At 64.7% G+C, this 23019-nt stretch carries 18 protein-coding genes; 10 read left to right on the forward strand and 8 right to left on the reverse strand.

The window, feature by feature from the left end:
• Window positions 1-37 precede the first annotated feature (37 nt).
• From VGN46_RS20105 to VGN46_RS20115, 3 genes are all read left to right on the forward strand, one after another.
• Window positions 38-2020 (forward strand): alpha/beta hydrolase family protein, encoded by a 1983-nt coding sequence (locus VGN46_RS20105; protein WP_331646566.1) that lies wholly within the window; start codon window positions 38-40, stop codon window positions 2018-2020.
• 139 nt (window positions 2021-2159) lie between these two features.
• The gene (locus VGN46_RS20110) at window positions 2160-5048 is read left to right on the forward strand and encodes a TonB-dependent receptor plug domain-containing protein (RefSeq protein ID WP_331646568.1); all 2889 of its coding nucleotides are present in this window, start codon (window positions 2160-2162) and stop codon (window positions 5046-5048) included.
• Window positions 5049-5423: 375 nt separating this feature from the next.
• The gene (locus VGN46_RS20115; RefSeq protein WP_331646570.1) at window positions 5424-8444 is read left to right on the forward strand and encodes a TonB-dependent receptor; all 3021 of its coding nucleotides are present in this window, start codon (window positions 5424-5426) and stop codon (window positions 8442-8444) included.
• A gap of 121 nt (window positions 8445-8565) precedes the next feature.
• Here VGN46_RS20115 and VGN46_RS20120 read toward each other — a convergent pair whose 3' ends face one another.
• From VGN46_RS20120 to VGN46_RS20135, 4 genes are all read right to left on the reverse strand, one after another.
• Entirely contained in the window at window positions 8566-9060 is a 495-nt protein-coding gene (locus VGN46_RS20120; protein WP_331646572.1) for a TPM domain-containing protein, read from the reverse strand.
• A 5-nt stretch (window positions 9061-9065) separates the two neighbouring features.
• Window positions 9066-9965, reverse strand: coding sequence for a TPM domain-containing protein (locus VGN46_RS20125; protein ID WP_331646574.1), 900 nt, complete (start codon window positions 9963-9965; stop codon window positions 9066-9068).
• Window positions 9965-10594: a LemA family protein gene (locus VGN46_RS20130; protein WP_331646576.1), complete on the reverse strand. Its 630-nt coding sequence runs from the start codon at window positions 10592-10594 to the stop codon at window positions 9965-9967. Before VGN46_RS20130 ends, VGN46_RS20125 begins: the two co-directional genes overlap by 1 nt.
• A gap of 153 nt (window positions 10595-10747) precedes the next feature.
• Complete coding sequence (locus VGN46_RS20135) at window positions 10748-11119, reverse strand: diacylglycerol kinase (protein ID WP_331646578.1); 372 nt, start codon at window positions 11117-11119, stop codon at window positions 10748-10750.
• Window positions 11120-11416: 297 nt separating this feature from the next.
• On the opposite strand from VGN46_RS20135, the gene VGN46_RS20140 reads away from it, so the two are divergent.
• The 5 genes from VGN46_RS20140 to VGN46_RS20160 are packed head-to-tail and all read left to right on the forward strand — an operon-like array spanning window position 11417 to window position 16687.
• Window positions 11417-12952 carry an oligopeptide:H+ symporter gene (locus VGN46_RS20140; protein WP_331646580.1) on the forward strand — a complete coding sequence of 512 codons (1536 nt, stop codon included), beginning with the start codon at window positions 11417-11419 and terminating at the stop codon, window positions 12950-12952.
• A gap of 48 nt (window positions 12953-13000) precedes the next feature.
• Window positions 13001-14281: an ATP-binding protein gene (locus VGN46_RS20145; RefSeq protein ID WP_331646583.1), complete on the forward strand. Its 1281-nt coding sequence runs from the start codon at window positions 13001-13003 to the stop codon at window positions 14279-14281.
• Window positions 14278-14859, forward strand: coding sequence for a response regulator transcription factor (locus VGN46_RS20150; RefSeq protein ID WP_331646585.1), 582 nt, complete (start codon window positions 14278-14280; stop codon window positions 14857-14859). Before VGN46_RS20145 ends, VGN46_RS20150 begins: the two co-directional genes overlap by 4 nt.
• Entirely contained in the window at window positions 14859-16118 is a 1260-nt protein-coding gene (locus tag VGN46_RS20155) for an exo-alpha-sialidase (protein WP_331646587.1), read from the forward strand. Before VGN46_RS20150 ends, VGN46_RS20155 begins: the two co-directional genes overlap by 1 nt.
• Window positions 16118-16687, forward strand: a complete 570-nt coding sequence (locus VGN46_RS20160) for a hypothetical protein (RefSeq protein ID WP_331646589.1) — start codon at window positions 16118-16120, stop codon at window positions 16685-16687. The genes VGN46_RS20155 and VGN46_RS20160 overlap by 1 nt, the downstream gene beginning before the upstream one ends.
• Window positions 16688-16786: 99 nt before the next feature.
• Here the strand turns inward: VGN46_RS20160 and VGN46_RS20165 are convergent, their stop codons facing one another.
• The 3 genes from VGN46_RS20165 to VGN46_RS20175 form a co-directional block, all read right to left on the reverse strand.
• Window positions 16787-17788 carry a HAMP domain-containing sensor histidine kinase gene (locus VGN46_RS20165; protein WP_331646591.1) on the reverse strand — a complete coding sequence of 334 codons (1002 nt, stop codon included), beginning with the start codon at window positions 17786-17788 and terminating at the stop codon, window positions 16787-16789.
• A 25-nt stretch (window positions 17789-17813) separates the two neighbouring features.
• Window positions 17814-18542 (reverse strand): response regulator transcription factor, encoded by a 729-nt coding sequence (locus VGN46_RS20170; RefSeq protein ID WP_331646593.1) that lies wholly within the window; start codon window positions 18540-18542, stop codon window positions 17814-17816.
• A gap of 121 nt (window positions 18543-18663) precedes the next feature.
• Window positions 18664-19278 carry an arylesterase gene (locus VGN46_RS20175; protein ID WP_331646595.1) on the reverse strand — a complete coding sequence of 205 codons (615 nt, stop codon included), beginning with the start codon at window positions 19276-19278 and terminating at the stop codon, window positions 18664-18666.
• Here VGN46_RS20175 and VGN46_RS20180 point away from each other — a divergent pair.
• Entirely contained in the window at window positions 19277-19963 is a 687-nt protein-coding gene (locus VGN46_RS20180) for an ABC transporter ATP-binding protein (RefSeq protein WP_331646597.1), read from the forward strand. The two genes, VGN46_RS20175 and VGN46_RS20180, sit on opposite strands and share 2 nt — an antisense overlap.
• A complete protein-coding gene (locus VGN46_RS20185) occupies window positions 19960-22443 on the forward strand; it encodes an ABC transporter permease (protein ID WP_331646599.1) in 2484 nt (827 codons plus the stop codon). The genes VGN46_RS20180 and VGN46_RS20185 overlap by 4 nt, the downstream gene beginning before the upstream one ends.
• A gap of 102 nt (window positions 22444-22545) precedes the next feature.
• Here the strand turns inward: VGN46_RS20185 and rimI are convergent, their stop codons facing one another.
• Window positions 22546-23019, reverse strand: coding sequence for a ribosomal protein S18-alanine N-acetyltransferase (gene rimI, locus VGN46_RS20190; RefSeq protein WP_331646601.1), 474 nt, complete (start codon window positions 23017-23019; stop codon window positions 22546-22548).

Raw genomic sequence — 23019 nt, forward strand, 5'->3', positions numbered from 1 at the left:
ACGGCGGGTATGGACGCTTTACCAGGGGAGAACCTAGATGACCATTCGCCTTGCCCGGCCGTTGCTGGTCGCGCTTTGCCTTGCCGCGTGCGGCACGGCCGCCACGGCCGCCGATCTGATTCCGACGGCCGATTTCGCCCGCCGCGCGACCATCACCGACCCGGCCCTGTCGCCTGACGGCCTGCACGTCTCCGTGGCCTACCACGATGAGGACGGCAAGACCCACGGCATCGCGATCTTCGCGATCGCGGATATGTCGCACCCGGTCGCGCTGATCAAGATGCCGCCGTACGAACTGCCGGCGGAAATGATCTGGACCAGCAATACCCGCGTCGTGGTCGCCCGCGGCAAGCGCGACGGCTCGATCGGCAATACCTCGTACACCGGCGAACTGATGGCTATCGATATCGATGGCAAGAACGCCGATTACCTGTACGGCCCCGAGGGTTACGGTAAACGCGCGGGCACGCGGGCGACCGACGAGGGCTGGGGCTTCATCGAGGGGGCGCCACCGACCTCTAATGGTCATTTCTACATGCGTGCCACCTCGTGGACGAACCAGGATCGCAGCACCCTGTACGACGTGGATGCGAAGACGAGCACGCGCAAGCAGATGACCGATATCGGCATCGGCGGCATGAGTTTCATGGTCGCGTCCGATGGCAACACCCGCTTCGCCTTCGGCACCAACGATGCGTTCGAGTACGTCGTGTTTCGCCGCGATAGCAACGGTGGCTGGGCCAAGGTGCCCGCCGACCGCGAGCACCAGTGGTTCCGCCCCATCGCCCAGGTCGCCGGCAGCAAGCGCATGTACGCCACGTACAGTCCCGGCGGTGTCGGCGGCGAATTTGTCGAGCAGGATGAAGATGGCGGCAACCGTCGCGTCATTCGCAAGGATGATTTCGGCGAGGTCACCTCCTCCGGCCTGTGGACACCCGCCCCGCTGCGCCCGTTCGGCACCCGGGCGAAGACCGGCATCCCCAGCGTCACCTATGTCGATGCGCAGGATCCGACGGCGAAACTGCACATGGCGCTCTCGCAGAAGTTCCCGGGCAGCTTTGTCCGCTTCATCGACTTCAGCGAAGACGGTGGCGAGCTGATGTTCGATGTCTCGAGCGACCGCGACCCAGGCCGGGTCATGCTGATCAATACCAAGACGTTCAAGGTCACCGCGCTGTACACGGTGGAACCCTGGATCGACCCGGCACGCATGGCCGAGCGCCGCCCGGTGCACTTCAAGGCGAGCGACGGCCTCGAGCTTGAGGCGATTCTCACCATTCCGAAGGGTAAGGGCGAGGCAAATCTGCCGATGGTGCTGCTGCCACACGGCGGCCCGCACGACATCAGTGACGACTGGTTCTACGACACCGACGCCCAGTTCCTCGCTAGCCGTGGCTACCTGGTGCTGCAGGTGAACTACCGCGGCTCGGGCGATCGCGGCAACGCCTTCCAGGAAGCGGGCTACCGCCAGTGGGGCACCCGGATCCAGGATGACCTGATCGATGGCGTGAAATGGGCGATCAGCCAGAAAATGGCCGACCCCAACCGCGTCTGCGTTTACGGCGCCAGCTTTGGCGGCTATTCGGCCATGATGCTGCCCGAACGGGCACCCGGCATGTTCAAGTGCACGGTGGGCTACGCGGGTATCTACGACCTGGCCATGATGTACACCAAGGGTGACATCAAGGGCACCAAGTCCGGCCGCAGCTACCTCGACACGACCATCGGCAAGGACCCCGCCGCGCTCGCCGCCATCTCGCCGGTGAATGGGGTCGACAAGCTGAACCTGCCGATCATGCTGGTCCACGGCGAGGACGACGAACGTGCCCCGTTCGCCCAGTTCAAGGCCATGAAGGCCGCGCTGGACGCGGCGCACAAGCCCTACGAGAGCCTGACCAAGTCCGGTGAGCGGCACGGGTTCGTCAAACCGGCGAACGTGGAGGAGTTCTACAACAAGCTAGCCGCCTTCCTCGACCGTAATATCGGCGACGGCGCTGGAGCGAAATCCGCCGCGCCGTAAGGTAGGGGGCGTGGGGGCATATGAGCCTCCCACGCCCTCCCCTGACCGGTGGCGGTTGCCCGTTGCGCCCGCAAGCGTTATGTTCGCGTGATCGCTGGGCCCGGGTGGTGCCTGGCGGGGATCGGGAGGTTTTCGGGGTATGGTCGTCAGTTGTGGGCAGAAGCGCCACGTCGCGGCGCGGCGGGCGGTGCTTGCCGTGGCACTGCTCGGCTGCCTCGCGTCCAGCGCCGTGCTCGCCCAGGATGCCACCACACCGCAGGACGTGGGCTCACCCGCCGAGATGCTGGCCCCGGTCAACGTCACGGTAACCGGCTCGCGTATCCGCGGTATCGATGTCGAAACCGCCCAGCCCGTCTTCACCATGGATCGTGCCGCGATCCGCGCCACGGGCCTGACCAGCCTTGGCGACATCCTGGCGCGCATGCCTTCGGCCGGCACCGCCGAGGTCACCCCGCAGGACACCCTTTCCTCCAGCAATGATGCAGGCGGTCGTTACGTCAACCTGCGCAACCTCGGCGCGGTACGCACCCTGGTGCTGGTAAACGGCCGCCGCTGGACCACCAGCCTGGGTGGCTTGACCGATCTCTCGACCATCCCCGTCTCGATCGTTGAACGTATCGAGGTGCTGAAGGATGGTGCGTCCTCGATTTACGGCTCCGACGCCATCGGCGGCGTGGTCAACATCATCACCACCGATCGCTTCGAAGGCGCCTCGGCCGATGTGCTGTACGGCGTGAATGGCAAGGGCGATGGCGCCCAGAAGAATGGCACCTTCACCTGGGGCCGCAGCACCGAGCGCTCCTCCGTGATCCTTGGCGCCAGCTATGAAGACGGCGACACCCTGGATGATGACAAGCGCACGTTGACAAGCACGGCTTACGGCCCGCGCCATCCGCTGGATGGTTACAACATGGGGCCGTACGGGGGTGTCACGGATCCGCGCACGCCCAATGGCGGTAGCTATGTGATCAACCACGGCGCGACCGATAGCGGCAATCTCGCGAACTATCATCCGTATGACGTCGACAGCACGGCGGACAAGTACAACACGCAGCGTGACATGAGCTTCCGCGCCGGCAGCAAGCTGCGCAACCTGTTCGCGACCGGCCGCTACAACCTCACCGATGACATCACCCTGCGCGGCATGGCGAACTACGGCGTGCGCGATACGCGCAGCCAGGCCTCGGGCTATCCGCTGCAGAGTGCCACCGGTCGCAACGATGACTTGCTGATCGATGCGGGCAGCGCCTACAACCCGTTCCCAGGCTATGCCACGTCGTTCTTCCGCCGCACGGTGGAACTGCCGCGCATGATCTGGGCCAAGTCGAAGGTGTTCCACGCCGACGCGGGTGCCGAAGGCACTTTCCAGTGGGGCGACCACAATTGGAACTGGGACGTCACCTACGCCTACTCCGAGGACCGCGCCAGCCGCACCACCAGCGGTAACATCAACCTGGTCAACGCGCGGAAGGCGCTGGGCGCCACCACGACGATCGATGGCCAGGTCGCCTGCGCCGACGCGGCGGACAGGGCGGCAGGTTGCGTGCCCTGGAACATCCTGGCAGGTCCGGGCAACACGCCGGATGCGGTGTGGCGTTACGTGGCATCGACCACGACGGCACGGGATATCACCCGGACGAACGACTTCATGGCGAACCTGACCGGTGGCGTTGTCGATCTGCCGGCGGGAACCCTGCGTGTCGCCGGCGGCCTGGAGCATCGCCAGGAAAATGGGCGCTATGTTCCCGACCCCGCCGATTCCTCCGGCCTGACCACCCAGCTGGCGAGCGACCCTACCAACGGCGGTTACATCGTGAACGAGGCCTACCTCGAGTTCGATGTACCGCTGCTCGCCGACCTGCCCTTCGCGCAGGAACTCGCCGTCAATGCGTCATCACGGTATTCGCATTACACCGCGTTCGGCGGCCGCACGAACAACAAGTACAGCTTTCGCTGGAAGCCGTTCGACGATCTGTTGCTGCGTGGCACCTATGCGCAGGGTTTTCGCGCGCCAACCGTATCGGATCTCTACGCTGGCTCGACGGAAAGTTTCGAGAGCTTCCTCGATCCGTGCGATAGCGCCTTTGGTGCCGCCGCCTCGGACCCAGCCGTGCGCGGGCGTTGCTCCGCCGCTGGCGTGCCGGCGAATTATCGCCAGGTCGACCAGTCCGGTGCGCAAATCACCTCGAATACCGGCGGGCAAAATCCATCGGCATTTCGCGCAGGCGCCAACCCGCGACTGAAGCCCGAATCGTCGATCACCCGTACGGCAGGCCTTGTCTACAGCCCCATCTACCTCGATGGGCTCGACATGACGCTCGACTACTACAAGGTCGATATCCACGATGTGATCACCCCGATCCTCGCGGGTGACATCCTTAATTTCTGCTACGTGCGTAACGACCCCACGTATTGCGGCCGCTTTACCCGCGCACCGGGCGGCACCATCACCTCGCTTGACGAAAGCCTGGTGAATCTCGGCTCGCTGCGTACCGAGGGCTACGACCTCGGCCTGCATTACCGCTTCCCGCAGACGCGCTTCGGCGAGTTCACGCTGTTATCCGATAGTACCTACCTGAAGGACTACACCCAGCGCAGCAGCGCGAGTGCGCAGCCACGCCAGCTCGCCGGCTACATGAACGGGGTGCAGGGTCTCTACCGCGTGCGCTCCAATCTCTCGCTGGATTGGGGCTGGCAGCGCTTCGGCGCGACCTGGACAGTGCGGTATTACTCAGGCCTGAAGGATTCGTGCTGGTCTTCCACGGTGGAATGCAACCAACCCGATACGCTGAACGTCATCAGCGGCGTTACCGGCGTGAGCCGGAAGGGTGGCGTGGCCTTCAACGATTTCCAGTTGCGCTGGATGGCCCCCTGGAACGGTAGCGTGCGCGTCGGGATCAACAATGTGTTCGCGCGCAAGGGGCCGTTCTACTACAACGTCGCCAGCGCCGGCGGTGGTAGCCCGCCGTATAACCCTGCGTTTGATATCGATCGCTATTTCTACATCGGCTATCAGCAGCGGTTCTGAGTGCTGAAGAGCATCGCGCGCAAGCGCGCTCCTACAACGTAGACGCACCCTGTAGGAGCGCGCTTGCGCGCGATGGCCTACGAAGCAGTGACGCGATTCACAGCCGACTGTTGAGAATTAATCGCATTCCCGCAGCCTCGCGTAACTCCCTGCGCCCGCAGCATTATCTCGTGATAAATGCCGTAAATGCTTGCAGTCATATGACGACGGCGTTATGTTCGTGTTACGTCGCTTAGCACCCAGGGGTTGGTGCGACGTCGGTGTCCCCACGCCGAATACCTCACACACCCACATCGAGCGCCGCTTCCCCGCGGCGCTACTACAAGCTGTTCAGTGCCTTGCTGAAAAATGCAGGGCCAGGGAGTTTTTGACCTCATGACAAGCACCACCCTGCTCACGCGCTCCCGCGTGCTGAAGCGCACTGCGCTCGTTTCCGCGCTGGGCGCCTGCCTGCTGGCCGGTACCGCGTTCGCCCAGAGCACCGTTGGCGACATCTACGGTACCGCTTCGGCATCGCAGACGATCCAGATCCAGAACATCGGCTCGGGCGCATCGCGCTCGGTCACCGCGGACCAGGATGGTCACTACCGCGTCTCTTCGCTGCCGATCGGCAGCTACCGCGTGAACGTGCTGGAGAACGGCACGACCGTAACGACCCGCGACATCAACGTCGTCGCCGGACAGTCGGCCCAGCTGAACTTTGCTGCCGCGAATGGCGGCAACAGCAGCGCGCAGGCCCTCGACACCGTGACCGTGTCGGCCAATGCCCTCACCGCGATCGACGTGGCCTCGGTCGAGTCGCGCACCAGCTTCACTGCGGACAAGCTCGATAAGCTCCCGGTCCCGCGCAACGTCGTCGACGTCGCCGCGCTGACCCCGGGCACCGTGAAGGGTGATTCGGCGTTCGGCAACCTGCCGTCGTTCGGTGGTGCCTCGGTCGCCGAGAACAGCTACTACGTCAACGGTTTCAACGTCACCAACCTGTACAACAACCTGTCGTTCTCGGAAGTGCCGTTCCAGGCCATCCAGCAGCTTGACGTGCAGACCGGTGGCTACGGCGCGCAGTACGGTTTCTCGACCGGCGGCGTGACCTCGGTGATCACCAAGCGTGGCACCAACGAGTGGAAGGGTGGCGCTTCGTGGGTGTACACCCCGGCGTGGGGCCGCGAGCAGCAGCCGACCACCTACACGAAGGACGGTAACCTCTACCGCACCTACCAGAAGAACAGCGACAACGACAACGTCTACTCGGCCTGGCTGGGCGGCGCGCTGATCAAGGACAAGCTGTTCTTTTACGGCATCTTCCAGTCGCACAAAGAGTCGCAGACCACCTACCCGGGTGCCACCTCGACCACCCCGGCGGCACGTAACGAGTACAGCGATCCGTTCTATCTGATCAAGATGGACTGGAACATCAATGACTCGAACATCCTCGAATGGACGGGGATGAACAACACGCAGCACACGACCAACCAGTACTACAACTCGGAAATCGATGCCGACGGCAAGCCGTCGACCACCGATTACCTGGGCCGCAAGCACCTGAAGACCGGCGGCGCGGTCAACGTGTTCAAGTACACCAGCTACCTCACCGATGACCTGACCCTGTCGGCGCAGTGGGGCAAGATGAAGTCGAAGAATTCTTCGGACTATGTCTCGGCTGACGGCACCGTCACCAAGTACGACGGCAACATCAACGGCACCAACTCCGGTTGCCCGTACGTGATCGATCGTCGCAGCAGCACCCTGAGCGGCGCGACCGCCCCGGCCGGCTCGTGCTACCTCGACAGCACCGTCGATCGCTTCAACGGCGAAGACCAGCGCACCGCGTACCGCGTCGATCTCGACTGGAAGGTGGGCGACCACGACCTGTCGGGCGGCTTCTCGCGTGAGAAGTGGAGCTCGGATGCCGGCCAGGAGTACGCCGGTGGTTCGCTGTGGTACTACCGCACCAACGCCGCGGGCGAAGACTACGTCTCGCAGTACAACTACCGCACCGGTGGTTCGGTCGGCGTCGACCAGAAGTCGTGGTTCCTCCAGGATAACTGGCAGGTCTCGGATAAGTTCCTCGCCTACATCGGCGTGCGCAACGACTCGTTCAACAACAAGAACGGCGCCGCTCAGAACTTCGTCCGCCAGGGCAACATCTGGCAGCCGCGCCTCGGCTTCTCGTGGGACGTGTTCGGCGATTCGTCGACCAAGGTCTTCGGTACCGCTGGCCGCTACTCGCTGCCGATCGCCGCGAACGTCGCCCTGCGCGCTGCCACGGCTTCGTACTACACGATCCAGAATTTCGCCTACTCGGCGATCGATCCGGTCACCGGCATCCCGACCCTGGGCGCCCCGCTCAGCGGCCAGAACATCGTGAACGGCGAGAACGGTTCCACGCCGGATCCGCGCTCGGTCGCCACGAAGGACCTGAAGCCGTACTCGCAGGACGAGTTCATCCTCGGCATCCAGCACCGTATCACCAGCGACAACGACTTCCTGAACGACTGGGTGGTCGGTGCCAAGGCGACCTACCGCAAGCTCAACAACGCGATCGACGATACCTGCGACTGGCGTCCGTTCTACGCTTACGGCAAGTCGATCGGCCTGGACATGGACAAGAACGGCGACCAGTTCACGCCGCCGGCGACCATGCCGGGTTGCTTCATCTACAACCCGGGCAGCAAGGTGTCGGTTGACGTCGATCTCGACGGCAGCGGCCAGCTGCGCAACGTGACGATCCCGGGCAAGGCGTTCGGCGAGAAAGCGAAGCGCACGTACGAAGCGGTCACCCTGTCGGCCGAGAAGGCCACCGACAACTGGTACGTCAATGCGTCGTACACCTGGTCGAAGAACCGTGGCAACACGGAAGGCCTGGTGAAGTCGGATAACGGCCAGAAGGATACGGGCACGACCAGCGCGTTCGATTACCCGGATCTGATGGTTGGCGCGACCGGCTACCTGCCGAACGATCGTCGCCACAGCGTCAAGGTGTACGGCGGCTACCGCATCACCCCGGAATGGCAGGTTGGCGTCAACGGCCTGCTCGAATCCGGTCGTCCGACCAGCTGCTTCGGCGGCGGCGACGAAACCGTGGGCGGTATCCCGAGCTACAACTCGGAGTTCTTCTACTGCGACGGCCAGATCAAGTCGCGCGGCACGGCCAAGCGCCTGCCGTGGCAGTGGTCGATCAGCCCGAACGTGGTCTACACCCCGGCATACGCCAAGGGCCTGACCGTACAGCTCGACGTGCTCAACCTCTTCAACAACGACACGAAGACCGCTGTTGATGAAGTGGGCGAGAACGGCGCTGATTCGACGTACTACGGTTCGACCTACCGCGTGCCGACCTACTACCAGACGCCGCGTTCGCTGCGCCTGATGGTCCAGTACGACTTCAGCCTGTAAGAAGCCGTACCGCTGTACCCGAGTGACAAAAAGGGCTGCCTTCGGGCAGCCCTTTTTTGTGCCTGTTATTCGACCTGGCGCGACGTCTCGTGGGAGCCCACCCTGTGGGCGAAGCCGAACGTCAGAGAAGCAGTGGCTGATCCGGCAACTCGTTGGTGCGCGGGCTGCCGTCAGAGGGAAAATGCCGCGCCAGCAATGCACCCACTTCATCCACGCCGGTGAGCACGGCCTCGCGGAAGTGCCCTTTCGCGAACTCATCGCGCATATGCGAGGTGATGGCGTTCCACTCATCGGCGGCCACCTTTGCGGCAATACCGCGATCCGCCACGATTTCGATACGGTGTTCGGCCAGCAACACGTAGAGCAGCACGCCGCAGTTGTCTTCCGTATCCCACACGCGCAGGTGAGCGAACAGCTCGGCAGCGCGATCGCGTGCGGTGACGCCATCCGATACCGCGGCAAACGGCAGGCGGGATTCCACCGCCACGCGGAGTTCGCCGCGGTGGGTGCGCTCACCGTCACTTACGCGCGCCGCGATGGCGTCGAGCGTGTCCTTCGGAAACTGCCGCCCGATCTGGAACCAGGCGCCAAACAGGTTGGTTGCGATCCGTTGCATGCTCATCACCAGCTCCCCGACGAACCGCCACCGCCAAAACTGCCGCCGCCGCCGCTGAAACCTCCGCCGCCGCCTCCACCAAATCCACCACCGCCGCCAAAACCACCGCCACCGCCGAAGCCGCCCCAACCACCCCAGCCGCCCCCGCCGATGGAACGGCCAGCACCCGCAGGAATGGCCATGAGTAGTGCGCCGCCGACGAGGCCCAGCACGCCGAAGAACAGCGAATTAAGCAGCAGCCAGCCAAGTCCACCCGCGATAACGCCACCTATGGGCGCGCGCACGCCAAGCGGCGCCCGGCCGAGGACACCCCGCAGGAACAGCACCCCGAACAGCAGCGGGATAAGGAAATGCCCTCCCCCGTTACCGCGACGTTCGTGACTTTCATCCGGGTTGACCGGCGGCGGCAAGGCCTCGCCATTCACGATTTGAGTGATCGCGTTCAGTGCTTCGGTGATCGCGCCGTTGTAATCGTTAGCGCGCAGCTTCGGCGCCATGTATTCGCGGATGATCCGCGAGGCGATCGCATCGGGTAACGCACCTTCCAAACCGTAACCCACTTCAATGCGCACGCGCCGGTCGTTCTTGGCCAGCAGCAGGAGCACGCCATCGTCCGTACCTTTACGGCCGACCTTGTTGGCCTCGGCGACGTTGAGCGAGTAGCTCTCAAGATCGTCGGGCTGGGTGGTCGGTACCATGAGAACGACGACCTGGGCACCCTTGGCCTTCTCGAGGGCCGTCAGCCGGTCATCCAGCTGATTGACCTGTTCGGCGCTCAGGGTACCCGTCAGGTCGGTGACGTGGCGGGTGAGTTTCGGAACGGCGGCCGCATCGTCAGCCAGCGCCGCCAGGGGCGGCACCAGCAAGGCGAAGGCGAGCAGCAGCCGTGCCGCGAGCCGGCGCATCAGTGAGCGGCCGAGGCCGCCGGTGCCGGCGCGGGGGCGCTGTTGAAGTCGACGGTAGGCGCCGTGGAGATGGCTTTCTCGTTCTCGACGCTGAAGTTCGGCTTCACCTTGTAGCCCATGACCTTGGCTGTGAGATTGTTAGGGAAGGAACGGATCAGCGTGTTGTACGACTGCACGCTATCGACATAGCGCTTGCGAGCGACGGTGATGCGGTTTTCGGTGCCCTCCAACTGGGCCTGCAGGTCACGGAACGAGCCATCGGCCTTGAGCTGGGGGTAGTTCTCGCTGACCACCAGCAGACGCGACAGGGCCCCGGAGAGCTGGCCCTGGGCGGCCTGGAACTTGGCCAGCGCCTCGGGATCGTTGGCGGTCTCCGGGGTGATCTGCACCTGGCCCACCTTGGCTCGGGCCGCGGTGACCTCGGTCAGGACGCGCTCTTCGTGCTGGGCGTAGCCCTTGACCGTGTTAACCAGGTTCGGAACCAGGTCAGCGCGGCGCTGATACTGGTTCAGCACCTCGGACCAAGCGGCTTTGACCCCCTCGTCCTCACGCTGGATCGAGTTGTAACCGCAGCCGGAAAGGAACCCGACGAGCGCGACGAGGGCAAAAGCGCGGAGGAATGTCTTCATGGCAGCGGTTTCCTTGGGTATGCGCCGCAAAGGTAGCGCAAACCGCCCCCTTGTAGGAGCGCGCTTGCGCGCGATCCGGGGGGTGCCGCCTGGTTGGGGCCTTGACGCGACCGAGGGTCGCGCGCAAGCGCGCTCCTACAGGACCAGGGGGCTTCAGAAATACCGGGGGATGAGGATCAGGGCCCAGCTGACGACGACCATCACCATCATCAGGAACACGGCAGCGGAACCCATGTCCTTGGCGCGGCCGGCCAGTTCATGGAACTCGGGGCTGACCTTGTCGACCACAGCCTCGATGGCCGAGTTCAGCAGCTCCATGGCCAGCACCAGCATCGGAAAAGTGATCAGGATGATCTTTTCCACGGCACCGGCGCCCAGCCACAGACCCAGCGGGATCACCACGATGGCATTGAAGACCTCCAGGCGAAACGAGGCCTCGTGCTGGAAGCAGGCCTTCAGGCCCTTCATGGACCAGCCAAAGGCCGTGTAGATCTGCCGCGGACCGCGGGGAACCGTAGATGCCATGGAGGTCAGGCCTGCCGCTGCGGGGCCAGGCGGGGGGCCCGCGAGGTCGGGTTATAGGTGCGCTGCGGCATGAAAAGGCGGCCGGAGGGTGTGGTATGGCCCGCTATGATGCCACAGGCGGCCTTTGGGCTGGCTTATGGGTCGCCTTGTGGCGAATCGCCGCGCCCCTCTGGCGCTGCAACACAACCGGGTAGACCATTTGTATTACGCTTGACCGGTTGTGGCCTCGTTCAGGGTCACGGCAACGGGAGTGGCCATTCGTGGCCATTCGCTGTTTCCAATGTGCCCGGAAAATACATGGCAATTCAGAATCCACCCGTTACACAGACCAAGTCATTCAGCACGGTCTTCCTGATCGAAATGTGGGAGCGCTTCGGCTTCTACGGCATGCAGGTGCTGATGGTCACCTACATGATCAAGAAGCTCGGCTTCGCCGAAGCCGACTCCAACCTGATCTGGGGTGCCGCTTCGGCCCTGATCTACGCCACCCCCGCCATCGGCGGCTGGATCGGCGACAAGTTCCTTGGTACGCGCCGCACCATGCTCACCGGCGCCGTCGTGCTCATGATCGGTTACGCGCTGCTCTGGGTACCCACGAATAACGCGCTCTTCCTGTATCTCGCCCTGGGCGTGATCATCCTCGGCAACGGCCTGTTCAAGCCGAACGCCGGCAACCTCGTCCGCAAGATCTACGAAGGCGACGAGGTCAAGATCGATAGCGCGTTCACCATCTACTACATGGCGGTGAACGTCGGCTCGACGATCTCGATGCTGCTTACCCCGTGGATCCGCGACTACGTGGGCCAGCACTACGGCGATGCGCTGGGCTGGCACACCGCGTTCGGTGTGTGCTCGATCGGCCTCATCCTCGGCCTGGTCAACTATTCACTCATGCGCCACACGCTGGCGCACATCGGTTCGGTGCCGGACGAAACCCGCCCGCCGATGAAGAACATCCTCGGGGTTTTCCTGGGCGGCCTCGTCATCATCGGCGCTTCGGCGGTCATCCTGCAGAACCAGGAGCTGGCCCAGTGGTGTGTTTACACCGCCGGCGTCGTCATCCTGGTGATCTTCGCCCACCTCATCCGCTCGGTGGAGCCGGGTGAGCGCGCCGGCCTTATCGCCGCGCTGGTGCTCACCGTACAGACGATCTTCTTCTTCATCTTCTACCAGCAGATGTCGACCTCGCTGAACCTGTTCGCCCAGCGCAATGTCGATCTCTCCTTCGGTATCTTCGGCTTTGAAATCTTCCGTTGGATCCCGGAGCAGTTCCAGTCGCTCAATGCCATCTGGATCGTGATCCTCTCGCCGATCCTGGTGTGGATCTATAACGCGCTCGGCCGCCATGGCAAGGATTTCTCGGTGGCCGCCAAGTTCGCGCTCGGTTTCGCCGCCGTGGCCGTCGGCTTCTTCATGTACGGCCTGGGCGCCGTGGGCTCGGTCGAAGGCAAGATCTCATCCTGGTACATGGTGTGGGGTTACGGCTTCTACTCGCTGGGTGAGATCCTGGTGAGCGGCCTCGGCCTGGCCATGATCGCCCGCTACGTGCCTGCGCGCATGGGCGGTTTCATGATGGGTGCGTACTATGTCGCGTCCGGCGTGTCGCAGTACATGGGCAGTGTGGTCGCCAATTACGCGGCGATCCCCAGCGATATCACCGATCCGATGCAGTCGCTCCCGATCTACACCAGCCTGTTCAACAAGTTGGGCTTCGTCGGCATTGGCTGCACTGTGCTCGCTGTCGCGATGCTCCCGCTGATGCGCAAACTTTCGCTTGATCATGCACTGGCGGACGTGCCCCCGGTGCCCCCGGTACATAACGAAGACCTGTAACGCCGCAAGGGCCGCCCCATACGGGGCGGCCCTTCGCGTAAAGAGACCATGAGCGACCACCTACACAGCCCCTCCTCCCGCTCCGGTCCGTTCGTCCTTGCACGTACCCTCGCCTGGCTGCGCCTGTGCGCTATCGCCGGCCAGAGCGTCGCGATCCTGTCCTGCGTCGCGTTGCTCAAGCTCGATGTCCCCCTGCTTCCGCTAATGATCGGCGTCTGCGTGCTGGCGGTGTTCGCCGCCGCGGCATCGTTCCGCCTGGGCATGCCGTGGAAGATCAGCGAGGGCGAGGCGATCGTGCACATCGCCTTCGACACCCTGGTGTTGGGCTACCTGCTTTACTTCACGGGCGGGGCGGCGAATCCGTTTGTCACCCTGCTGCTGGTGCCGATCGCGCTCTCCGCTGCCGCGCTCTCGATCGTCGGCGTCGCGCTGGTATCGATCCTGACCGGCGTGGCCTACGTACTGCTGGTGCCGTATCACCTGCCGCTGCCCACCCTGGGTAACAAAAGCCTCGATTTCGACCTGTACGTGGCTGGCATGGGCGTGAACTTCGTCATCATGGCGATCCTGCTTGGCGTCTTCATCAGCAACCTCGCCAAAGCGATCCGCCTGCAGCAAGGAGAGGTGCAGCGCGTGCGCGAACGCGCCTTGCGCGACGAAGGCATCCTGGCCATCGCGACGCAAGCCGCCGGTGCAGCGCACGAACTCAACACCCCGCTTTCGACGATGCGTACGCTGCTGCCCGAGATTCGCCGCGAACATGCCGGCGACAACGCACTGGGTGATGACCTCGACCTGCTCGAGGGCCAGGTGCAGCGTTGCCGCACGATCCTTCGCGAGATGGTCGCCTTTGGCCAGGCCCAGCTCTCCCAGGTACCTGAGCGGCTTACCGTTGGGCAGTTCGTGCATGTCTGCATGGAACGTTTCCAGTTGCTGCGCCCGGAGGCCGACGTCGCACTGAGCGTGGAGCCTGGCGCCGAGCGGTTGGCCTTGCGTTCACCGGCCGGCCTGCGCCATGCACTGATCAATCTCTTGAATAACGCGGTCGAAGCCTCGTCGATCAACGGTAGCGCCTTCGTGGGGTTTGATATCCGTGTCGAAGGGCCGTGGCTGGTGCTCACTGTCACCGATGAAGGCCCGGGCTTTGACGAGGTGGATGAGCTCGGCACACTCGGGTTGTCACAGAAGGCGACCGGCCTGGGCATCGGCCTCGCGCTGGCCGAGGCCACCGCTGAGCGCCTCGATGGCGAACTCGCCGCCAGCAATACCGGTCACGGCGCCCAGATGCGCCTGCGCCTGCCCCTTTCGGTCATTGGAGATCACGCATGAACGAGCTTGTCCCACCCGGCGGCCGCCCTCTTCTCATCGTCGATGACGACCCGACGTTCGCCCGTGTGCTTGGCCGCGCGCTGAGCTCACGCGGGTTCGAGGTCATCACTACGGATAACGCCGATGATGCGCGCGCGCTCACCCGTCGGCACCAGCCACGCTATTGCGTGCTGGATCTGAAACTGGGCGATGAGAACGGCCTCCGCCTGATTCCGGAACTGCAGTCGCTGGTGCCGGATATCCGCGTGCTGTTACTCACCGGCTATGCTTCCATCGCCACCGCCGTTGAAGCGATCAAGCGCGGTGCGCACGATTACCTCGCCAAGCCGGTAGATGCCGATGCCGTGGTGCGCGCCCTTCTCGATGGGGATGCGGGCCCGGCGGATATGGATGACTTCGCCGATGCGCCGGATGCACCGTTGCCGCTGCGTCGCCTGGAGTGGGAACACATCCAGCGCGTGCTCACCGAATGCGAAGGCAATATCTCCGAGACGGCGCGCCGGCTGGGCATGCATCGCCGCACATTGCAACGGAAGTTGAGCAAGCATCCTGTGCGCGAGCGGCCGGACGAAACCTGATGAGCCTTACGCTGAAAGCTATCGCGCGCAAGCGCGCTCCTACAGGGCGTGCGGTGAGCGTGGAGGGTGCTGCTCACCATGTAGGAGCGCGCTTGCGCGCGATGCTCCTGGCACTGGCGCTGATCGCACCTCTCGCCCATGCCCACGATATGGGCGCCATGGGCAATGAGGCACCCCTAGGGTTCGATGCAGCGCTCGATGGCACGGGTCACCTGTGGGTCGTCGATACCGTTGGCGAGCACGTGCGCGTTCGTCGTTCCGACGACATGGGCCGCGACTTCGTGCTCTCGACCATCGTGAATCCTACCGGCGAGCCGATCTACGCGGAGGGCGAAAATCGCCCGAAGATCGCCCTCGGCCCCCAGGGCGAGCTGTACGTAACCTGGTCGCAGCCGCGCAAGGCGCCATGGACCGGTTTCGTGCGTTTCTCACGATCACTGGATGGCGGCGCTCATTTCGATGCGCCGAAGACGGTGCACTCCGATCGCGCCGAGATCACCCACCGCTTTGATTCGCTGGCCGTCGATGGCAAGGGCAACCTGATCGTCGCATGGATCGACAAACGTGATCTCGAAGCCGCAACGAAGGCGCACAAACCGTATCTTGGGGCGGCTACTTACTACAGCTGGTCCAGCGACCGCGGCGCGACGTTCGCGCCGGAGAAAAAAATCATCGACCAGAGTTGCGAGTGCTGCCGCATCGCACTGGCGCGCGCACCCGATGGCCGCATCGAGGCCTTCTTCCGTGCCATCTACGGCGACAACATTCGTGACCACGCTTTCGCCACGTTGCCTGCGGATGGGTCGCCTCCTGGCGTGTCACGCGCCACGTTCACGCAATGGCATATCGAAGGCTGCCCGCACCACGGGCCGTCGTTGGCGATCGACGCGGCCGGTACCCGCCATGCGGTGTGGTTCAGCGCGGCGGATGGCAAGCCCGAGATCAGCTATGGCCAGCTGCAGCCGGGTAAGCCACCGGCGCATATGTTCACCGTCGCGGGCAATGGCGGGTCGCACGCCGACCTCGCAGTGGACGACAAGCACGTATGGATCGCGTGGCACCAGATGACAACCAAGGGGCTGGAGCTGATGCTGCGTGAATCGAACGACGGCGGTATCACCTTTAGCGAGCCGCGGGCGATCGCGCATACCGATGGGCCTTCGGGGTGGCCGAAACTGGTGCTGCATGATCACCGGGCGTTTGTCGCGTGGAATCCGGGCGGACAGTTCCGGTTGGTGCCCACCGAGGCGCTTCGGTGATGGTGGGCATCGGGGTCAATGGCGGGTGGCGCGGTGCGGTCGCGCGCGAGCGCGCTCCTACACGGGGTGGCGTGGGTGCGGGACATCGCCGGACGCCTGGGCTCTTGCAAGCGGTGTGCGTGCTCGTGGGCGCGCTGGGCGTGGCCGGGCCTGCATTTGCAGCATCGCCCATCCCGTTGGCGGCAACCGACGTCGCGGCACTCGTGGTTCCGCCGGAGCATGGCAGCAAGGTGCTCGCCTTGTGGTCGCTCGATTGCGCTTACTGTGAAGAGAACCTCGCTGCGCTGCGCGCTTACCAGCGCCAGCATGCGGATGTTCAGCTCGTGTATGTCGCCACCGACCCGATCGCGCAACGCGAAACGCTCGAAGCACGGCTGAAGGCGGCAAAGCTCGATGACGTGCCGTCACGCGCCTATGCCGACGCAACGCCCGACCGTCTGAATTTCATGATCGACCCGACCTGGGGTGGCGAGACACCGCGTACGTTGGTCATCCATGCCGATGGCTCGCGCAAGGCGCTCAGCGGCGCCCTGACCCTCGAGCGCATAACGAAGCTAATGACCTTGTAGGAGCACGCTTGCGCGCGATGGGTGCTCGCGACAAGGCCCATCGCGCGCAAGCGCGCTCCTACAGGATTGCGGGTCGCGGCGAGGCCCACCGCGCGCAAGTCAGGCTTCGATGGGTTGCGGGTTGGGGAAGCGGACGCTGGCCACGCGTGATGCGCCCGGCAGGGCGCGTAATTCCAGTGGCCACTGGAAGCGATCGGACAAGCGGCGTGCAATCGCGAGATCGAAGCCGTGGCGATCGACAGCCGCGTGCCGTCGGCTCGCCGCATCCTGGGCATCGACCGCCGGGTTGATAACGCTCACGCTGCCTGGCATCACCGTCACCACGATCGTGCCCTGATCGGTCTGCTGCAACGCATGGCGTATCAGCTGGCCGCAGAGGACCGCGAAGACGCGTGGCGAGGCATGCAACGCGAATGCCGCCGGCTCGTCCAGGATCAGCTCGACCGGGCGCCCGGCGATGAGTTCGCGGGCGTAGTCCACTTCCTGGCGCAGCACCTTGTTGACGATGAAGTCTTCCTCGACGAGGCCCTGGTCGGATTCCCGCGAGAGGATGAGGAACGCCTCGACCAATGATTCGAGTTCACGCGTGGAACGGCGGATGCGCTCCAGCGAGCGGTGGCCGAACTCGGAAAGATCCGTCTCGTCAGCCAGCATATCGGAGGACATCTTGATGACGGTGAGCGGGCTACGCAGTTCATGACTGGCGTCGCGGGTGAAGTTGCGCTCGCGGTCGCCGAAACCCTCGATACGTGACGCGAGACCCTGCAGACCGCGAACCAGCGATGACACGTCACCATCCTTGCCCTTGCCCCGGCCTTCTTCCGCAGCTAGCCCTTCCATATCAGGATGATCGGGATCCCAGCCATTCAGCAGCCTGGCCAGTGCGGCGATCGGCAACCAGGCACGCGAAACCGCCAGCCACGACAACGCGCCGGAGCACAGCGTGATCGAGAGCGCCGCGCCCCAGGGCGCGACGTTATATGCCGTCATCAGTGAGGCAATGATGACCACGAGGGCTTGCAAGCCGAAGACGATCGCGATGCGGGCGCGGAATGATCCGCGCCAGCCTCGTCGTGTCCCCTGCGATGACCTGCCTTCCATCGATTACTTCCAGCCCCGCACCTTCTCAGGCCATCTGGGAGGCGGCAACCTCGGAATCGAGGTCGGCGAGACGGTAGCCAGCCGAATGGATGGTATGCAGCAGTGGCCGATCGAACGGCTTGTCGATGACGCGACGCAGGTTGTAGAGGTGGGAACGCAGGGTGTCCGAATCGGGCAGCGTGTCACCCCAGATCTCGCGTTCGATATCGCGGCGGCTGACGACACGCGGCGATTCACGCATGAGGATGGCCAGCAACTTCAGGCCGATCGGCGAAACCGTCAACTCCTGGCCGCCGCGGGTGAGGCGCAACGTGGCGGTGTCCAGGGTCATATCGCCCACGGTGAGTACTTCCGACGACACCTGGCGGCGATCACGCCGGATCAGCGCGCGAAGGCGGGCTTCGAGCTCACGGACTTCGAACGGCTTCACGAGGTAATCGTCCGCGCCCGCTTCCAGGCCGACCAGCTTGTCTTCCAGGGTATCGCGGGCGGTAAGCATCAGGACCGGCGTGGACTTCTTGCCATCCTTGCGCAGCTTGCGGCAGACATCGAGACCATCCATGCCCGGGAGCATGAGGTCGAGCACGATGACGTCGTAGCTGTTGGAGACCGCGAGGTGCAGGCCACTCACGCCATCGGCGGCGTAGTCGACGGAGTAGCCCCGGCGCTCAAGGAACTCGCCCACCATCTCGGCAATTTGACGGTTGTCCTCGACGAGGAGGATCAGGCCAGCTTGTTCGTCGCGATTGCTCATCGCTCCACTCTCCTTTCGCTGATTCACAAATGTGAAGAGTTAACGGCCGGACCGGTGAGAACAGCGTGAAGACCGAAAACAAGTGTTCATTCTGGGTAAGCCAACGTCGACGTTTCGTCGATTAATGGAGCAGGGGTGCAAGCGCTTTCCATACATTGTCCGCAACGCGGGGTTCGCCCTTCGCCGTCGGGTGCAGGCCATCGTCCTGCATCAGCGCCGGGTCCAGGGCCACGCCATCGAGCAGGAAGGGGAGCAAGGCCACGCCGTGCTTCGTCGCGGCATCGGTGTAGACCTTGCGCAGGCCGTCGCGATACTGCGGCCCGTAGTTCACCGGCAGTTCGATCCCCAGCAGGAGCACCTTCGCGCCCGCCCCCTGGGCCGCGCTGACCATGGCATCCAGGTTCTCGGCCAGCTTGCCCAGCGGAAGCCCCTGCAGGCCATCGTTCGCGCCCAGTTCGATCACCACGATGCCCGGCTTTTCCTTGCCCAATAGCGCGGGCAGGCGGTTACGCCCACTCAGCGAGGTTTCCCCGCTGATGCTGGCATTGACCATTGCCCATGGCGGCGCCATGTTCGAAGTGCGCGCGTCCAGCAAACGCACCCAGCCGGCCTCCACCGGTATGTTGTGCGCCGCCGACAACGAGTCCCCGAGCACCAGCACCTTGCGCGGCGTACCAGCCGCGTGGGCGATGGCGCAGCAAACCATAAGCAGCAACAGGACCAGGCTACGACGCATGAGCGATTCTTCCCGTGTTCTTCTTGAAGTAGCCGATGTTAGCAAGTCGGTTTTCGGGCCGGAGGGCCAGCTGGATATCCTGTCTGGCGTGAACCTCGCTGTGGCGGCGGGCGAGAGCTTTGCCATCGTTGGCGCATCCGGCTCCGGCAAGACCACCTTGCTGGGGCTCCTGGCCGGCCTGGACGTGCCTACGGCCGGCAGCGTGCGCATCGACGGGCAAGCCCTGGAAGCTATTGACGAGGAAGCCCGGGCAGCGATCCGCCGACGGCTGGTCGGCTTTGTCTTCCAGTCGTTCCACCTGCTTCCGGCGCTCACGGCTGAGGAGAACGTCATGCTCCCCCTGGAGCTGGAAGGCGACGACAACGCCCGTGAGCGTGCGCATGCTGCCCTGGACGCAGTGGGGCTCGCTGCACGCCGGCGCCATTACCCCGCCCAGCTATCCGGCGGTGAGCAGCAGCGCGTCGCCCTGGCACGCGCATTTGTCCACCGGCCGCGCATCCTCTTTGCCGACGAGCCCACCGGCAATCTCGACCAGCACACGGGCGAGCACATCGGTGACCTGCTGTTCGACATGAATCGCCAGCACCAGACCACGCTGATCCTGGTCACCCACGATTCCCGCCTCGCCGCGCGCTGTGCGCGCCGGGCCGAACTGCGCGAAGGCCGCCTCGGGGTGCCCGCATGAACGTGACGCGGCTGGCCCTGCGTACGCTGCGCCGCGAATGGCACCTGGTCGAATTGCGCACGCTGGCAGCGTCCCTGGTCCTGGCCGTGGTCGCGCTGGGTGTCGTCGCCACGCTATCCACGCGGATCGAGCGGGGAATTCTCGCCAGCGCCGCCGAATTGATCGGCGGTGATGTGGGCGTCTCCGCGCCGGCACCGTTGCCGGATGCCATGGCCGCGTCCGCACAAGCCGATGGCCTGGCGATGACCCGTGGCGCGCAGTTCCGCAGCGTGGCCTTCGTCGGCGAACACAGCCAGCTGCTGGATGTCCTTGCCAGTGATGCGGCGTATCCCCTGCGTGGCACGCTGGAAGTCGGGGGTGTCGATGGGCGTAGCCGCGTAGCGCATGGCCCGGCGCGTGGCGAGGTCTACCTCGATCATCGCGCCATGGTCGGCCTGGGCATCAAACCCGGAGAACGCGTGCAGATTGGCGGCCAGGACCTGGTCGCCTCCGCCGAACTGGTGCGCCAGCCCGATGGCGGCGAACTATTCGCGCTGGCGCCGCGTGCGGTCATGAACCTCGATGACGCCAACGCCGCCGGCCTGCTCGGCGTGGGCAGTCGTGCACGCCATCGCCTGCTCGTATCGGGCCCGCCCTCTGCGGTAGCGCGGTGGCGAGCCGCCATCGAAGATGGCGCCCTGCCTGCGGGCGCGGAGCTGATCACGCCGGAGAAAATGCAGGAGCGCATGCGCAGTGCCTTCGACCGCGCGAGTGCCTTCCTGCGCCTCACCGCGCTACTGTCCGCGCTACTCTCCGGCGTCGCGATCGCCCTCGCCGCCGCGCGTTACGCGCGACGCAAAGCCAATGAAGTCGCCCTGCTACGCGCGCTGGGCACGCCGCGGCGCAAGGTCGCCGCGTTGCTGGTGATGACGCTCGCCGCCCTTGCCCTGCCGGCCGCCGCCCTGGGTGTCGTGATCGCCCTTGGCCTGACCGAAGGTGCCTGGTACTTCGCGCGGCAGTTGTTCGACAACATTCCCACGACCCTGCCATTGGCGCCCGCGTTTGCCGCGGCCGCCATGGGTCTCGCGGTACTCGCCGGGTTCGCCCTGCCGCCGCTGGTACGTCTGGCTGAAGTGCCACCGGTCGCGGTGTTCCGGGAATCCATGCAGCGCCGCCTGCGCCGCTTCGATGTGCTGTACCTCGTACCACTCGCCACGGCGATCGGCCTGCTCTGGCTGCAGAGTGATTCGGCGAAACTGGCCGGCATCCTCGCCGCGAGTCTTGGCGGCGTCGCCGCTATCGCCGCCCTGCTCGCCGCGCTGCTACTGGTGGTCGCCCGCCGCGTCGCGCCCGGTGCGCACCCGGCGCTTCGCCTCGGCCTGGCTGCTCTCGCCCGGCGGCGAGGGTTGTCGCTGGTGCAAGCCACGGCTCTATCGCTCGGCCTGTGTGCCCTGCTGTTGCTGGCGGTCATCGCGCCTTCGCTGCTCGAAGGCTGGCGCCGTGAACTCCCAGCCGATACGCCGAACTGGTTTGTGCTGAACCTGCAGGAAAGCCAGCGCGATGCGTTCGCACAGCAGTTGCAACGCATCGGCGCCACGAAGAGCAACATGATGCCGCTGGCCGTCGGCAAACTCACCGCGATCAACGGCACGCCGGTGGACAAGCTGCCGTTCCTCGCCAATGACGAAGCACGCGATGCCGCCGATCGCCAGCTGCGGCTGTCGTGGACGGCGGATTTGCCGCCCTCCAACGAAGTGGTGGCGGGTAAGTGGCCCGGTGCGTCACCTGCGCAGGCTGAAGTTTCCGTCGACACCTCGTGGCGTGACCGCTTCCACCTCAAGCTCGGCGACACGCTGCGCTTCGAAGTCGGCGAAGGCACGCTCGATGCGCGCGTCACCAGCGTGCGCAAGGTCGACTGGACCTCGTTCCGGGTGAACTTCTTCCTGATGGTCGATCCGGCGCATGCAGGGGATATTCCGCATACGTGGCTCACCAGCTTCTACCTGCCGCGCGGGCATGGCGATGAACTGTCGAAGCTGTCGCGCGACTACGGCAACCTGAGCCTCATCGATGTCGATGCACTGCTCGATCGCGTGCGCGAAATCGTCGATCGCGTCGGTGGCGCAGTGCGCTGGGTCCTCGGTTTCAGCCTGCTCGCCGGTGCGCTGGTGCTCACCGCCGCGCTCGCGGCGAGTGCGCAGGAGCGGCGCAAGGAAGCCGCCTTGCTGCGAACCCTCGGTGCAACGCGTGCGCAGTTGCGTGCAGCCGCGGCGTGCGAATTCGCCCTGCTCGGCCTGGTCGCTGGCCTCACCGCTGGTCTCGGCGCTGCGGGTGCCGGCTGGTGGCTGGGCAAGGCCGTGTTCCGCCTCGAAGACTTCGTGCCACCCCTGTGGCCACTCTTCGCAGCCGCCGCCATCGCCGCGGTCGTCGTGATGCTTATCGGCTTGTTCGGCACACGCCGTGTGCTGCGCACCTCTCCAATGGCGTTGTTACGGGAATGAGGCAACCACCATCGCGCGCAAGCGCGCTCTTACAACGAGCCACACCCAACCAGGCCAACGCAGGTCACATGTAGGAGCGCGCTTGCGCGCGATGCCCCACCCTCAATCAGCGATGTGCATCTCAAGCGCCATGACGATCGCTTCTTCACGCCCGTTCTTCGCCGGGTAATACGCTGGCCGGCGGCCGATCTCGGCGAAGCCCATCGACTCGTAGAGCGCGTGCGCGACCGGGTTCGATGGGCGTACTTCAAGGAACACCCGCTCCGCGCCATACCAGCGCGCGAGGTCCAGCAGCCTTCGCATCATGCGACGCCCGTAGCCAAGGCCGCGGTGCGCATCGCCGATGCAGACATTCAGGACATGAGCTTCACCGGCCGCGACAGAAAGAATGCCGTAACCCGCGATCTCGCCCTCGTGCGCGATGACCCAACAGTTGTGTCCGGCCTGCAGGCAATCGCGAAAGATGCCGGCGCTCCACGGGAAGTCATACGACGCGTGCTCGATGGCGACCACCGCATCCAGATCTTCGCGGCGCATGGCGCGCACTTCGGTGGACGGGCGGGCGACGGCGACCAT

Origin of the sequence: Luteibacter sp. (assembly GCF_036500425.1) — a bacterium.
Taxonomy (GTDB): domain Bacteria; phylum Pseudomonadota; class Gammaproteobacteria; order Xanthomonadales; family Rhodanobacteraceae; genus Luteibacter.